Here is a 13,824-nt window from a genome sequence, read left to right as displayed (position 1 = left end):
ACTGTCACGACAAGGCCGCCACGGAGGCAGCCACCCAGCGTCGTGCCTCCGTGTCCGCGCCCTCTTCGACCGTGTCCGCGAGGGCCCGCCCCGAGCACCCGCGTGCTCCCGGTGCGCCCCTCCGGTCGACCCGCCTCACAGCCACACCGTCGCCAGCCACACCGCGACACCCGCAGCCACAAGGAGCCCCGCATTGAGTTCGATCCGTCTGTCCCCGCCGGTCAGGTGCACCGGGATCGCGCCGGCCTGGAGCACCACGAAGCCCACCGCCGCCACGAGCGCGAGCCACGGCGCGACGCCGGTGAGCGGCGGCAGGACCAGCCCGGCCGCTCCGAGCACCTCGACCGCGCCCAGCCCCCTGAGCACCGGCAAGGGCACCCGGTCCACCCACGCCATCATCGGCCGCAGCCGATCGCGGGAGCGCGCGGCCTTGAGGGCGCCCCCGTAGACGTAGAAGAGAGCCAGGAGGCCGGCGACTGTCCAGTACGCGATGTTCATGATCCCTGTCCGCTGAGGTCGGTCCGGCGCGGAGCGAACCCGCGTGCCCGGAGCCCTCGCTCGCACACGCCGGCCCTCCGCCGTCCGCCTCCGATTGCACGACGCGGGGCCCGCCCCCGTCCAAGACCTCTTCCGCACACCCCATACCCGATCGGTATCGTCCCAGGATGGAGCTACGCACCTTGCGGTATTTCGTGACCGTCGCCGAGGAGGCGCACTTCGGCAGGGCCGCCGCGCGGCTGCACATGAGCCAGCCACCGCTGAGCCGTGCGATCAAGAAGCTGGAGGCCGGGGTGGGTGCCCCACTTCTCCTGCGCTCGCCCGCGGGGGTCTCGCTCACGCCGGTCGGGAAGGTGCTCCTGGAGGAGGCAAGGGGGCTGCTCGACCACGCCGACCGGGTGCGGGAGCGGGTCGCGGCGGCCGGGACGGCTCGGCTCGACGTGGGCATTCTGGGAGACAGCGCCGACCCGGGAGCGAGCCGCCTCGCGGAGGCTTTTCGCGCGCGTCACCCCGGTATCGGGCTACGGGTGCGGGACACGGATCTCACCGATCCGACCTGCGGGCTGCGGTCGGGCCGCGTGCAGGTCGCGCTGACGCGGGGCCCGTTCGACGAAACGGGCATTTCTGTACGTGAGTTGCGCCGTGACCCGGTGGGTGTCGTGCTCCGCTCGGACGACCCGCTGGCCGCTGCCGGGTCCCTCACGCGGGCCGATCTGGCCGAGCGCACCTGGTTCCGGTTCCCGCCGGGAACGGATTCGCTGTGGCGGGACTACTGGAGCGGCGGGGCCGGAGAGGGACCCGTTGTCCGGGTCGTGCGGGAGTGCCTGCACGCGGTGTTGTGGAGCGGGACGGTAGGGCTCATGCCGCTGGCCGGCGAACACTCCGACCGGTCCGCTCCCGGCAGGTCGACTCCCGCCGCCAGCAGGTCCACGCCCGCCCCCAGCAGGCCCGCCTCCGCTCCTGACAAGTCAACTCCCGCTCCTGACAGGTCAACTCCCGCTCCCGGCCGGCCCGCTCCGGGCGGCCGACGCCTCTTCGGCCACGACCTGCCGCCGGGCCTGACAGTCGTGCCGCTCACCGGGAAGTCTCCGAGCCGGGTCCTCGTGGCCTGGAACGAAGGGAGCACCGACCCACTGGTGCGCTCGTTCGTCGCCCTCGCCACCGCCGCCTACCGCGCTCCCGCCGCGGCCGGTCCTCCGGGCGGTACCGGATGAACACCCGGTACCGCCTCCTACACCGTCGCCACGCCGTGCAGCACGCTCTCCGGCACGGCGCGCGAACCCGTGCCAACGGCGGGCCCGGGCCCCGCCATCCGTACGTACTGCTCGCGCACCTCCTCGTACCGCAGCAGCTCCGCTGCCACCGGGTCGAGTACGCGGGCCCGGCCGCAACCCGCCGCCGCCTCGCGCAGGGCGCGCTCCGCCTCGGCCCCGTAGCGGCGGGCGGGTCCCCTGGCTGCCATTCGGCAGGACCACTCGACCGCCGGGCCGCCCACGATCCCGGTGCCCGCCAGCAGCGCCGCGATCGTCACCTCGGGTGGCAGCACGCCCGTCACCTGGGCGAACAGCCACAGCGTGCCGACGACCTGGAGCGCCGTCATGAGCACCTGCGCGGCGACGGCGACCGGCCACCAGCCCGGTCGCGGGGGACGGGCGGCGGGGCGCGCGGCGCGCTCTGCGAGGGTGTCGAGCGCGCGCGGAAGGCCCTTCGTGCCGCGTACCGCCGTCTCACGGACCGCGATGCCCCACGGTTCGGGAAGGCCGCGCGCGGCCTCTTCGCCCACGGTGCGTACGGCCTGTTCGACGCGTTGGCGCGCGACCGGCTCGGGTTCGCGCTGCGGCTCGGGGGCGGGACGCGTCTGCTCGGCGGTGCGGCGTTCCTCGTACCGGCGCCACAGCCGCAGCCACGGAGTGCCGCAGGCGCGGTTGGCGTTGCGGCGCCAGGCGCGTTCGGCCGCCTCCCCGGCCGCCGTAGCGCCGACCGCTTCGGCGAGCCGGTCGGCGAAGGCGACGCGGGCGTCCTCGGTGAGCCCGGGACTGAGCCCGGGGCTGCGCCCGGCCGCGTAGAGGGGGCGCAGGCGTTCAGCGACGAGGTCGATGTCGGCGGCGAGGCGGCGTGCGGCGGCGCGGCGTTCGCCGACGAACTCACCGAGCATCTCCCGCAGGTCGCCGACCCCTTCGCCCGTGAGGGCGGAGAGGGCGAGCACCGTGGCACCGGGTTCGCCGTGTTCACCGAGCGGCATGCCGTCCTCGTCGAGCAGGCGGCGCAGGTCGTCGAGGACGAGGTCGGCAGCCTCGGCGGGGAGCCGGTCGACCTGGTTGAGGACGACGAAGGTGACCTCGGCGTGCCCCGCGAGGGGGCGCAGGTAGCGCTCGTGGAGGACGGCGTCGGCGTACTTCTCCGGGTCGACGACCCAGATCACGGCATCGACGAGGCCCAGCACGCGGTCGACCTGCACGCGGTGCTCCACCGCCGCCGAGTCGTGGTCGGGCAGGTCGACGAGGACGAGCCCGCTGAGTTCCCCGTCCCCCTCGGACGGCAGCACGGGCCGGCGGCGCAGTCGTCCGGGGACGCCGATCCGGTCGAGCAGCCCCGCGGCGCCGTCCGTCCAGCTGCACGCCAGGGGTGCGGAGGTGGTGGGCCGGCGGACGCCGGTGTCGGAGATGTTGGCGCCCGCGAGGGTGTTGAAGAGCATCGACTTGCCGCTCCCCGTGGCCCCGGCGAGCGCGACGACGGTGTGGCGGCCGGAGAGCCGGCCGCGCGCGGCGGCCTCGTCGAGCACGCGCACCGCCTCGGCGAGGGTGTCCTCGTCGAGACGGGCCCGGGAGAGGCCGACGAGTTCGCGCAGCGCGTCGAGCCGTTCCCGCAGCGGGCCCTCGCGGAAGGCCCGGACTTCGGCATCGCCGTCGCGGCTGCCGGTGGCCTCGCGCGTCGTGAGGTCCGGGCACGTACCGCCCGGCCCGGCGCGGCGCGCGATGAGCCCGTCGTCGAACGCCGGACGACGGGCGTCCGCCCCGGCCTCGGTACCGGCTGTGCGCTGAGCGGGCGCGGTGTCCTCGGCGGGCGTGCGGGGGTCCGTCTCCGTCTCGGTGGAACCGGCCCCGGCGTCTGTCCCGATACCGGTCTCGGGGGCACGGGCGTCCTCCGCGACAGGGCTCGTGGTGGCCGCCTGCGGAGGGTGGTCCGTTCGGTCCGGGAGCGGGCCCGTCCTGGGAGTGGTCCCGTCGGCCGGGGCGGGAACGCGCGCGGCGCCGGGCGTGGCGGACTCCTCCAGGAGGGGGGCCGACGTGCCGCCGGGGGTGCCCGGCGTACGGCCCGAACCGCCCGGCGGACGGCCCGAACCGCCCGGCGGACGGCCCGAGCCGTCCGACGTACGGCCCGAGCCGCCTGGCGCGCCGGACGCGGCGTGGGTGCCGGACGCGGCGTGGGTGCCGGGCGCCTCGTGGCTGGGGTGGGTCGCTGGGCTTTCGGAAACCGGACGCTCCGGAGCGGGGACGTAGCCGCCCATCCCCTCCGGGGCGACGGGGGCGCTGCCGGGTTGGTCCTGGTGCTCGGTGGCGGCGGTGCTCACGCGCTCGCCCCTCCTTCTGTCTCGGCGGCTCGGGCGTTGTCTTCCGCGTGGCTCGCGACGGCGACGGCCGCCCTGCCGCGGGTGACCGCGTCGTCGGCGCCCGGCGAGTCGGAGGCGGCGACCGTGGCGAGGGGGCCCGGCACGGTGACGGGCGCCGGTACGGCTACGGACTCGGGCCGGGGGATGACAGCGGCCCGTGCCTCGCGCACCTTCTCCACGACGGAGAGCGCGGCGATCAGCGCGGACTGCGGTTCGTGGCCGATGCCGAGGGCGTCGAGCGGGGCGAGGCGGCGCTCCCGCTCGGTGCCGAGTACTCGGTCGAGGCACTCGCCGAGGAGTTCGCCGCCCCGGTCGCGCAGGCGCACCGCGGCCTCCGCGCCGATCCGTTCGGCGAGCGACTCGCCGGCGACTCCGCCGCGCCGGCCGCCGAGCAGTGCTGTGACGAGCAGGGCCGTGACGGACTCCGGGTCGGGGGCCGTGGTGTGGTCGAGGGCGCGCATCTCCTCCTCCGCGTACTCCTCGACGACACGCCGCCAGCGCCGCACCGCGACGCCGATGCGGTGGGCGAGGGGTTCCGTCTCGGCCGGGGAGGAGGGGTTCAGTTCGGGCGCGCGGGCGGCGGGCTCGCGGCGCCAGCGGGCGTCGATGTGCTCGTCCGCGGCGGTGACGGCGCAGAGCAGAAGGGCGGCGAGGCTGTCGACGAGGGCGTCGAGGAGTTCGGCGGGGGTGCAGTCGACCGGGTGGGCCTGCCAGCGCTTGAGGGCGTCCCCGGCGAGGACGGCGCCGTCCTGGAGCCGTTCGTGGAGCCGCGCGTGTTCGAGGGCGTGGGCCTCGTCCACAGCGGTGCTGAGCCGGACGGCGGCGGCGTACTGGGCTGCGACGGCCGCGGCGAGTTCGGGCATACGGCGGCGCAGGGAACCGAGCGCGCCGCGTGCGGTGCGGCCCACCGCGCGGGCCCGTGCGTACGGGTCGGCGGCGCGGTGCGCGAGCCAGGCGCGCAGCGGCGCGACGGCGGTGGCGGGCAGGAGCCCTCCCCCGCCGGTGGACTCGGGCAGTTCGGGGACGGTGAAGCGGGGGACGTGGCCGAGCCCGGCCTTGGTGAGGAGCGCGCCGTACCGCTGCGAGACCTCGCCGAGTACCTGGTGGGGCACGCGGTCGAGCACGGTGAGGAGCGTGGCCTGCTGTTCCTTCGCGGTGCGCAGGAGGTGCCAGGGGACGGCGTCGGCGTACCGGCTCGCGGTGGTCACCATGATCCAGATGTCGGCGGCGCAGATCAGCTCGGCGGCGAGGAGGCGGTTGCGGACGACGAGGGAGTCGATGTCGGGGGCGTCGAGCAGGGCGAGCCCGGGAGGCAGGGCTTCGGCGGTCTCGATGCGGAGGACCCGGCCGCGGTGCTCCTCCCCTGTCTCGAAGCCGTCGTCGTAGGCGCCGTACTCGTCCTCGTAGGGGGCTTCGGCTTCCTCGTAGCCGCTGTAGCCCGAGTGGTCCGCGAGGCGGGGGGCGTCCTGGCGGGGGACCCAGACGCGGGTCAGTTCGGGAAGGACACGCAAGTCGGCGAACCAGTGGTGGTCGTCGGGGTGGCAGACGAGCACCGGGTTGCGGGTCGTGGGGCGCAGGACTCCCGCCTCGCTGACCCGGCGGCCGACGAGCGAGTTGACGAGGGTCGACTTGCCCGCGCCGGTCGAGCCGCCGACGACGGCGAGGAGCGGGGCCTCGGGCGTACGCAGGCGGGGGAGGAGGTAGTCGTCGAGCTGGGCGAGCAGTTCGTCCCTGTTGGCGCGGGCGCGTGGGCCGCCCGGCAGTGGCAGGGGGCAGCGCACGGCGGCGACGCGGTCGCGCAGGTCGGTAAGGGCGTCGAGAAGCTGAGGCCGTGCATCCAAGGTCACCACATGCGCAGAATGCCCGGTTTTGGCGACATATTGAAGCGTTTGGCTGCTTCTGCGTGGCAAGGGAACCCGGGCGGTGGAAGGGAGCGGGGGCGCCGAGGGATAACGAGTGCACAACACCCTGGCACCGGTGGGCCTCAAAACGATGCGTGATTCGCACCTGCCTGCGATTATCGGGACCGCTTCACTGAACCTACACAACGTGGCGCGCAGGCGAAGCAGCAGGGACACGGACCCCGGAGCCCTATCCTTGTCCCCGGCCAGGTCACCGCCCTGCCCGCACCAGGGCTCCCGGCCACCGGCCGCACACGACCGGCCCCAGTAGCTCAGTGGATAGAGCAGGCGCCTTCTAAGCGCTTGGCCGCAGGTTCGAGTCCTGCCTGGGGCACCACGGGTACTGCCGCGGTGCGCCCTCCCCCGGGAGGGCGCTTTCGTCGGGCGGGGGCTCCCCGCCACCGCGAACGCGATCCGGCCGCTGGAATCCCGGCGAACGAGCCAACGAGCCAACGGCCATGGGCGTATACGGGCATACGGGCATACGGCTTGTAGGAGCGCCGTATACCGCCGCATCCTTGGCCTCATGAGTCTCGTCACACCCTCCCCCGACATGTCCGCCATGGGTGACTACGCCCACGACTGGGCGTTGGTCGATGTCGAGACCTCGGGACTGGTCCCCCGGCGGGACCGGGTCCTGTCGGTCGCGGTCCTGACGATGGGGCCCGACGGGGAGCAGACCGGGGAGTACTCGACGCTGGTCGATCCCGGGTGTGATCCGGGGCCGGTGGAGGTGCACGGGCTGACCGAGGAGCGGCTGCGCGGGGCGCCGGCCTTCGGCCAGATCGCCGGGCGGCTCGGGGCGCTGCTCCAGGACCGCGTCCTCGTGGCCCACAACGCGCAGTTCGACTACGACTTCCTCGCCCATGAGTTCGCCCGCGCCCGGCTCCACCTGCCGGTCACTCGCCGGCTGTGCACCTTGGCGCTCAATCGGCAGGTGGACCCGCCCGCGCGCGACATGAAGCTCGGCTCCCTGGCCGCGCACTACGGCGTACCGCGGACACGGGCGCACGACGCCCTCGACGACACGCGAGTACTGGCCGGGATCTTCCGCGCCACCCTGCGCGAGGCCGCCCGGCTCGATCTCCCGCTGCCCTTCGTGGCGTGCCCACCGCGCCAGGACCCGAAGTTCGCCCCGCAGCCGCCGAAAACCCCGTGCGCGTACCGGAATCCGGGGCGGCTGGAGCCGGGCGGCCGGCTCGTGCAAGGGATGAAGATCGCTCTCACGGGACAGACCGCGACGTCGCGGGCCGAACTGGTCGCCCGCTCGGTGGCCGCCGGACTGAACGTCATGTCCTCGGTCAGCGGGCACACCAGTGCGCTCGTCACCAATGAGTCCGCGTCCGGTTCGGCCAAGGCGCGCAGGGCCGCCGCCGAAGGGGTGCCCGTCATCGACGAGCACGCTTTCCTTCGATTGCTCGGTTCGGTGCGGGCGGGCACTCCGCATCAGGCCGCCCCGGCGGGCGGCCGATCCGCCGCGGTCGTGCCGGCACCCCGGGAGGCGCCGTCCGCTGTGCCCACCCCTCCCGCGGCGGGCGGGCCGCTGGCGGGGCGGCGCGTCCTCGTGCTCGGCGGGCCGCACGAAGCGGCCTCCGCCGCGCGCGCCAGGATCGTGGAGCTGGGCGGCTCGGCCGCCGTCAACCTCTCCCGCAGCGTCACCGATGCCGTCCGCCTCGTCGACGGGCACACAGACCGCCGCCTGCCCAGGATCGCCGCTCTCGGACTGCCCGTCCACGAGGGGGCGTGGCTCGCCTCGGCGGCACCGGCTGCGCCGCCGAGGAGCGAGGCGGGACAGCGGACCGACGCTCCGCGCCCCACGCCGCCCCTCGTCCTGCCCCGCGGCGGCGTCGTCGATCTGCCGGTGCCGGCACCCGGGGAGGAGTTGTGCTCCTGGCGTGCCACCGCGACCTGGGCGTCTCGCGGACGGTGCGCGGTCGATGTCGTCGCCTTCGTGCTCGACGAGGACGAACAGGTGACCTTCGACGAGGACTTCGTCTTCTACGGCGCCCCGGAGAATCCCGCGGGCACCGTACGGCTGCTCACCGACGGCCCGGCGGAGCAGTCCTTCGACCTGCTTCTCGGCGCCCTGCCGCCCGCCTCGCGCCGGATCGTCGTCGCGGCAGCCATCGACGGGGACGCCACCTTCGGCGAGGTCGGCGCCGTCCAGATCGGTGTCGGCCCCGGCCACGGTGGCGCCCCGCTGGCCCGCGCCACGCTGGACGCCGCCACCACCGAACGCACGCTCATCCTGGCCGAGTTCTACCGCCGGGGCCCCGTATGGCGCTTCCGCGCCGTCGGACAGGGCTACGACCACGGACTCGACGCCCTGGCCCGGGGGTACGGCGTCGACGTCGAGAGCTGAGCGGGAGACACCCGGGCCGGCAGCCGGATGGGGAGCAGGCTCCGGAACGGCGCACCGACCGGCTCTACCGCCCCAGCAGCGCGGGGAGGCGGCGCATGTCGGTGAAGACCGTCGTACGCGGTCCCGTGAGGCGCGCGGCGGGGGTGAGGCCGCCCGCGTAGCCGAAGGCACGCATGCCTGCCGCGCGGGCGGCGCGGACCCCCGGCGCGCTGTCCTCCACGACCGCGCAGGCGGCGGGGGACGCGCCCATGCGGCGGGCCGCGTGGAGGAAGAGGTCGGGGGCGGGCTTGCCGCGGGCGACCTCGCTCGCGCTGTGGACGCGGCCCGCGAAACGCTCGTACAGGCCGGTGCGGCCGAGGGTGTGGCGGAGTTTGGCGTGGGTGCCGCTGGAGGCGACGCACACCGGCAGCGTCAAGGCGTCGAGCGCTTCGACGATGCCGTCGACCGGCGTCAGTTCCGCCTCGACCGCGTCGTGGTGCAGCTTCTCGAAGCGCTCGGCCCAGAGCCTGGCGGTCTCCGCGCCGAGGCGTCCGGCGATGGTCGTACGGATGTCGGCGTGCGAGCGGCCGATGAAGTGCTCCACGACGCCGGACTCCCCGAGCGGCCAGCCCAGTTCGGCGCCGAGCGAGGCATGGACCCGGGCGGCGATGCGTTCACTGTCGACCAGGACGCCGTCGCAGTCGAAGATGACGAGTTCTATGGGCGTGATCACCGGCCCAAGGTAGCCGTGAGCGGGCCGTGTGCGACACGCCCGCGCCCCGGCCGACGGCCCCTGTGCGGCACGCCCCCGCCCGGCGGGCTGACGCGGCACGCCCGCGGCGCGCGCGTACCGAGGCGGGCCCGTACGGCACCGGGCGGGCGAAGTCGCAAGTCCGGGCGGGGCACCGGCACCTCGGGCGACGCGAACAGCGGCCGGTCAGGCCGGTCACCGGGCCGGGGGTGGCTACTCCTCGCCCCGCGCCGTGAGCAGTTCCCTGGCCCAGGTCGCCCACCGCGCTCCCGCCGGGTAGGGGAGCGTGCGGGCCTGCGCCTCCGCGCGGGCCAGCTCGCGGGTCCCTTCGGTAGTGCGCCCGAGCCGGGACAGGCAGGTGCCGAGGGCGATGCGGGCCTCGATCTCGACCAGCCGTTCCCCGGTGCGCCGGGCCCGGGCCAGCTCGGCGCGCGCGAGGCGCGCGCCCTCGGCCGCCCTGCCGCACAGGAGTTCCGCCCAGGCCGCCAGGACCGGCGCGTCGGCGCGATGGCCGTCGAGCGCGCGGAGCGCCTCCTCGGGGCGGCGGGCGTGGAGGGCGAGTTCGGCGCGGGCCGTGCGGCCCTCGTGCTCGGCCTGCCGGTCGCCGTGCGCGGCGGCGACCCTCTCCGCGCGGTCCAGGAGGGCGGTGGCCTCGGCCGTCTCACCGAGGTGGGCGCGGACGCGGGCCAGCGTCGTGAGGGCGTACGGGAAGCACCAGGCGTCGTAGGGTTCCGCGCCCGTCACGGCCTGTTCGGCGAGGACCCGGGCAGGTTCGGGTTCGTCGAGCAGGAGGCGCAGTTCGGCGAGGTTGCCCCGTTCGAAGGCGGCCGCGGTCGGGTCGCCGGAGCGCTCGGCGAGGGCGAGCGCGCGGGAGCCGGTCTCCAGGGCCTCGTGGAGCCGTCCCGCGCGCCTCGCGTTCTCGCGCAGCGTGGAGAGCACCGAGCCGAGCAGGGTCGGGTCCCCGTATGCCTCCGCCGGCGGCAGCGCCCGGTCCCCCGCCTCGCGGGCCCGGTCGAAGCGGCCGGCCAGCCCGAGGTTGGCCGCGCGCAGGGCGTAGGCCCGCGCGGTGAGGCCCTCCCCGGCCGTCCCTGGCACCCGCCGGGCGGCGGCGAGGGCCTGCCGCGTCGCGCGGTCCCCCGCCGTGTACCGCCCCTGCACGCACAGGACGAGGGACAGGGCGAGGTGGTGGCCCGCCGCCGGGGCGGGGGCCGTGTCCGGCGTGACGGGGTGCTCGCGCAGGACGCGCCGGGCGGCGGCGGGCGCGCCGGTCTTGCCGAGGGTCTCGGCGAGGAGGGCGGCGGTGAGCACCGTGTCGTCGTGCTCGCCGCGCCGCTCGAACTCGGCGAGCGCGAGGCGCAGTACCTCGGCGGCCCGCTCGAAGTCGCCCATCCTGCGCAGGACGTGGGCGTGCGCGAGGCGGGCGCGGGCGGCGTCCACGTCGAGCCTGGCGACGAGGTCGCGGTAGTAGCGGTCGGCGGTGTCGTTCGCGTACAGGCCCGCCGCGCGCTCGGCCGCGCGGCGCAGGTACTCGGCGGCGCGCGGGTCGTCGGCGCGCGTGTAGTGCGAGGCGAGGGTGTCGACGGCGTCGGGGCGGCGGCGCGCGACGGCGCGCGCGAAGGCCGCGTGCAGTCCTCTGCGGCGCACGGCGCTGAGCCGTTCGTAGCAGGTCAGGCGGACGAGCGGGTGGCGGAAGGCGATGCCGTCCTGCGGCCGGCCGGCCACCACGACCTCGCGTTCCTCGACGACCGAGGCGGCGACGGCCCGTTCCAGGGCGTCGGCGGCCGAGTGCCCCGCGAGGGGAGGACGCAGGCCGTGCGCGGCGACGTCGAGCAGTTCGGAGAGCGCGGCCTCGCCGCCCGCGACGGACAGGGCCTCGACGACGCGGCGCGCGTCGGGATCGAGGCGGGCCAGTCGGCCGGCGACGAGGTCGCGGACGCCTTCGGGGGCGCGTGCGGTGTCGGCGCCGCCCGGGTCCTCGGCGAGCCCGCGGGCGAGTTCCGCGGCGAACAGCGGGTTGCCCAGGGACAGTTCCCAGGCGCGCCGGGCCCAGTCGCCCTCGGGGGCGCCGGCGACGGCGTCCCTGGCCACGGCCAGGCAGTCCCGCTCGCCGAGGCGGGCCACCTCCTCCCGTACGGCCAGTCGCTGGTGGAGCAGCGCGGTCACGGCCGCGCGCCGCGGGTCGCCCTCGGGCACCTCCTCCTCCCGGCAGGTGACGAGGAAGCGCAGCGCGATCCCCCGGTCCCTGGCGCGCCGGGCCAGGTGGCTCAGGAGCTGGAAGGAGCCGGTGTCGGCGGCGTGCAGGTCGTCGAGGACGACGAGGACGGGGCACCGGGTGGCGAGGTCGGCGAGCAGCGTCGTGCTCGCCCGGAAGAGACGGTCGCGCTCCTCCTCCGGGCTGCGCTCCCGCGCTTCCCCGGCGCTGCCCAGGGAGGGCAGGAAGGAGGCGAGTTCTGGGTACTCGGAGCCCACCTTGGCCCGTTCCGCCGCCGTGTGCTCGGCGAGCCAGCCGTCGAGTGCTTCCGCGAAGGCCCCGTAGGGGGTGTGCCCCTCGGCGTCGTGGCCGCTCCCCCACAGCACCGCCGTGCCCGCCTCGCTCGCCCGGCGGGCCGCCTCGCCCGCGAGCCGGGTCTTGCCCACGCCCGCCTCTCCGGTGAGGAGCCGGACGGGCGGGCCCTGCGGGGCGAGCAGTCGCTCCAGTTCGGCCGTGCGCCCGCGCAGCGGGAGGGCGCCGCGCACCGCTCGTACGGGGGCGGGCAGCGGCGGCGCGGTGGGCAGCGGGGCGGGCGCGGCGGCGAAGGCCGCGCGGTGCAGACGCTCCGTCTCGGGGGCGGGGCGCACGCCGAGTTCGGTGTCGAGCACTTCGCGGCACACGTGGTACTGGTGCACGGCACGTCGGCGCAGGCCCTGGCGGAGCAGGGACTCGATGAGGAGACGGTGCGCCAGTTCCTCGGCGGGGCTCGCCGCGAGGACTTGCTGGGCGAAGGCGGCCGCCCGCTCGGGGGCGTCGTCGAGGTGGCTCTCGGCGAGGCGGAGCAGCAGCCGTTCGCGCAGGAGCGCGAGCTGTCCGCGCCGGGGCCCCGCCCAGCTCGCGTAGCGGTCCTCGGGCAGCAGTTCGCCGGTGAACAGGCGCAGCGCGCGGGCGAGTTCGGGGGTACGGCCGAGGCGGAGCGCCGTGCGGGCGGCGGTCTCGGCCCCGTCGGCGTCGATCCACACCAGGCCGGGCGCGAGGGAGAGGAGCGCTCCGTCGGAGACGAGGTAGGAGGAGGCGGCGCGCGGGGGGCGCTCGGGTTCGAGGGCGTGACGGGCCGCGTGCAGGGCGACGCGCAGGCTTCCGGCGGCGGCGCGGGTGTCCGCCTCGGGCCAGCAGACGCTCATGACCTCCTCGCGGTGGAGCCGGTGGCCCGGAGCCACCGCGAGGAGTTTGACCAGGGTGCGGGCGCTCGCCCGCGCCCACCGCTGAGCGGGTGGCGCGCCGCCGTCCCGGGTGACCGAGAAGCCGCCGAGGAGGCGCACACGCAGCAGCGGAGCTGCGGGTATGCCGCTTCCGTCCGGTGCAGGCGCCTTCATGAAGGCGCACTGTAATCGAGGCTTTCGGTCAGCGAGGCGCCGGGAGCCCGCGGCCTGTCCCGTCCCCCGGCCCGCGGTGGGGCCGCCCTCCCGGCTCCCGGTACGGACCCGCCCCGTCCCCTCGGTACGGCCGCGACCCCGCCCCCCGGCGGGGCCGTGACCCCTCTCGTGCCCTGGCGGCGCGGCCCGGCCGGACGCACCGCGTTAGCACGCACCGCGACTGTGCGGGACCAAGGCTCAGTCGCTCGTGAATTTTGGGTCCTTTGCCTGGTCGTAGATCTCCTTTCCCGAGGCGTCGTAGGCGTGGACGGAGACGCGGGGACCGGGGTAGTGCCGGTCGGGGGGCGTGTCGGGCGTGAGAGTGGCCGCGTAGGCGAAGGCGCCGCCCGCCATGAGGGCCGGGTACTCCTTGGGCTTGTCGCCGTAGCTGACGGTGATTCTGTCGACGTCGGACGTGTAGTGCCCCGCGCCCGAGACGAGGTACTGCCCGTCGCCGACCGCTTCCTGGGTGGTGTCGAAGTACTCGATCAGGCGACCGGTGCCCCACAGCCTGTCGTTGATGAAGGTGGGCGGGACGTCCGGGCTGCTGCCCTTCGCGCCCTTCGACGCGCACTGCGCGTACTGGCCCGCGGAGTCGACGGCCACGACGACGCCGTCCGTGCTGGGCGAGGCCGCGGGGGTGCGGACCGCGAGTACGGCGTGGAAGCGGGAGGCGTCCGGGCCCAGGCAGGAGGAGAGGATCTTGGCGACGGTCCCCGCCTTGATCGGGGTGGTCGTCGCCTTGTTGATCCTGAACGCGTCGCTGTCCGGGCTGGGCGTCGTGCCCTTGGAGGAGCGGATGGGGCCGGTCTCGCCCGACGCGGAGCCCGAGGGGGAGACCGACGGAGAGGCCGGCCCCGCACCGGGCGTGGTGTCGCCGTCAGGGGAGGCCGCGCCCGTCGGGCTCGTACCGCTGAGTGCGCCGTCCGCGCGATCCGTGCGGTGCGCCTCGGTGTCGCCCATCGCGCCGAAGAGCGCCACGGCGGTGACGCTCACCGCCGACACTCCGGCGGCGACACCCAGCGGTACCGCCCATCTGCGGTGCGACGGGGCGGTGTCGTCCCGTGGTGCGATCTTCATCAGTAGCTCCTCCCGCATCCGCCGTTGGTTCGGCAGA

General features: G+C 75.7%; 8 protein-coding genes and 1 tRNA gene. 3 read left to right on the top strand and 6 right to left on the bottom strand.

Annotation, left to right across the window (positions count from 1 at the left end):
- Positions 1 to 135: 135 nt before the first annotated feature.
- The gene (locus tag ACIP4O_RS07030) at positions 136 to 498 is read right to left on the bottom strand and encodes a DoxX family protein (RefSeq protein ID WP_401572481.1); all 363 of its coding nucleotides are present in this window, start codon (positions 496 to 498) and stop codon (positions 136 to 138) included.
- 182 nt (positions 499 to 680) lie between these two features.
- Between ACIP4O_RS07030 and ACIP4O_RS07025 the strand changes: the two genes are divergently transcribed.
- Positions 681 to 1,712, top strand: coding sequence for a LysR substrate-binding domain-containing protein (locus ACIP4O_RS07025; RefSeq protein ID WP_401573869.1), 1,032 nt, complete (start codon positions 681 to 683; stop codon positions 1,710 to 1,712).
- Between the two features lie 17 nt (positions 1,713 to 1,729).
- Here ACIP4O_RS07025 and ACIP4O_RS07020 read toward each other — a convergent pair whose 3' ends face one another.
- Positions 1,730 to 4,069 (bottom strand): GTPase, encoded by a 2,340-nt coding sequence (locus tag ACIP4O_RS07020; protein WP_401572478.1) that lies wholly within the window; start codon positions 4,067 to 4,069, stop codon positions 1,730 to 1,732.
- The gene (locus ACIP4O_RS07015; RefSeq protein WP_401572475.1) at positions 4,066 to 5,958 is read right to left on the bottom strand and encodes a dynamin family protein; all 1,893 of its coding nucleotides are present in this window, start codon (positions 5,956 to 5,958) and stop codon (positions 4,066 to 4,068) included. Before ACIP4O_RS07015 ends, ACIP4O_RS07020 begins: the two co-directional genes overlap by 4 nt.
- A 312-nt stretch (positions 5,959 to 6,270) precedes the next feature.
- Between ACIP4O_RS07015 and ACIP4O_RS07010 the strand changes: the two genes are divergently transcribed.
- Positions 6,271 to 6,346 (top strand) — tRNA-Arg (locus tag ACIP4O_RS07010).
- Between the two features lie 189 nt (positions 6,347 to 6,535).
- The gene (locus tag ACIP4O_RS07005; protein ID WP_401572472.1) at positions 6,536 to 8,371 is read left to right on the top strand and encodes a TerD family protein; all 1,836 of its coding nucleotides are present in this window, start codon (positions 6,536 to 6,538) and stop codon (positions 8,369 to 8,371) included.
- Positions 8,372 to 8,435: 64 nt separating this feature from the next.
- Here ACIP4O_RS07005 and ACIP4O_RS07000 read toward each other — a convergent pair whose 3' ends face one another.
- The 3 genes from ACIP4O_RS07000 to ACIP4O_RS06990 form a co-directional block, all read right to left on the bottom strand.
- Complete coding sequence (locus ACIP4O_RS07000; RefSeq protein WP_401572469.1) at positions 8,436 to 9,083, bottom strand: HAD family hydrolase; 648 nt, start codon at positions 9,081 to 9,083, stop codon at positions 8,436 to 8,438.
- A 231-nt stretch (positions 9,084 to 9,314) separates the two neighbouring features.
- The gene (locus ACIP4O_RS06995) at positions 9,315 to 12,668 is read right to left on the bottom strand and encodes an ATP-binding protein (protein ID WP_401572466.1); all 3,354 of its coding nucleotides are present in this window, start codon (positions 12,666 to 12,668) and stop codon (positions 9,315 to 9,317) included.
- 237 nt (positions 12,669 to 12,905) lie between these two features.
- Positions 12,906 to 13,787, bottom strand: a complete 882-nt coding sequence (locus ACIP4O_RS06990) for a hypothetical protein (RefSeq protein WP_401572463.1) — start codon at positions 13,785 to 13,787, stop codon at positions 12,906 to 12,908.
- Positions 13,788 to 13,824 lie beyond the last annotated feature (37 nt).

The sequence above is a fragment of the Streptomyces sp. NPDC088923 genome (assembly GCF_044749745.1).
In the GTDB taxonomy this organism is placed as follows: Bacteria; Actinomycetota; Actinomycetes; order Streptomycetales; family Streptomycetaceae; genus Streptomyces.
The sequence above is the reverse complement of the archived record's forward strand: the minus strand, read 5'-3'. Positions and strand labels throughout refer to the sequence as shown.

Excerpts from the sequence above, each read along its gene's own strand:
- ACIP4O_RS07030 (WP_401572481.1), bottom strand. The coding sequence starts at position 498 with ATGAACATCGCGTACTGGACAGTCGCCGGCCTCCTGGCTCTCTTCTAC.
- ACIP4O_RS07005 (WP_401572472.1), top strand. The coding sequence starts at position 6,536 with ATGAGTCTCGTCACACCCTCCCCCGACATGTCCGCCATGGGTGACTAC.
- ACIP4O_RS06995 (WP_401572466.1), bottom strand. The coding sequence starts at position 12,668 with ATGAAGGCGCCTGCACCGGACGGAAGCGGCATACCCGCAGCTCCGCTG.
- ACIP4O_RS06990 (WP_401572463.1), bottom strand. The coding sequence starts at position 13,787 with ATGAAGATCGCACCACGGGACGACACCGCCCCGTCGCACCGCAGATGG.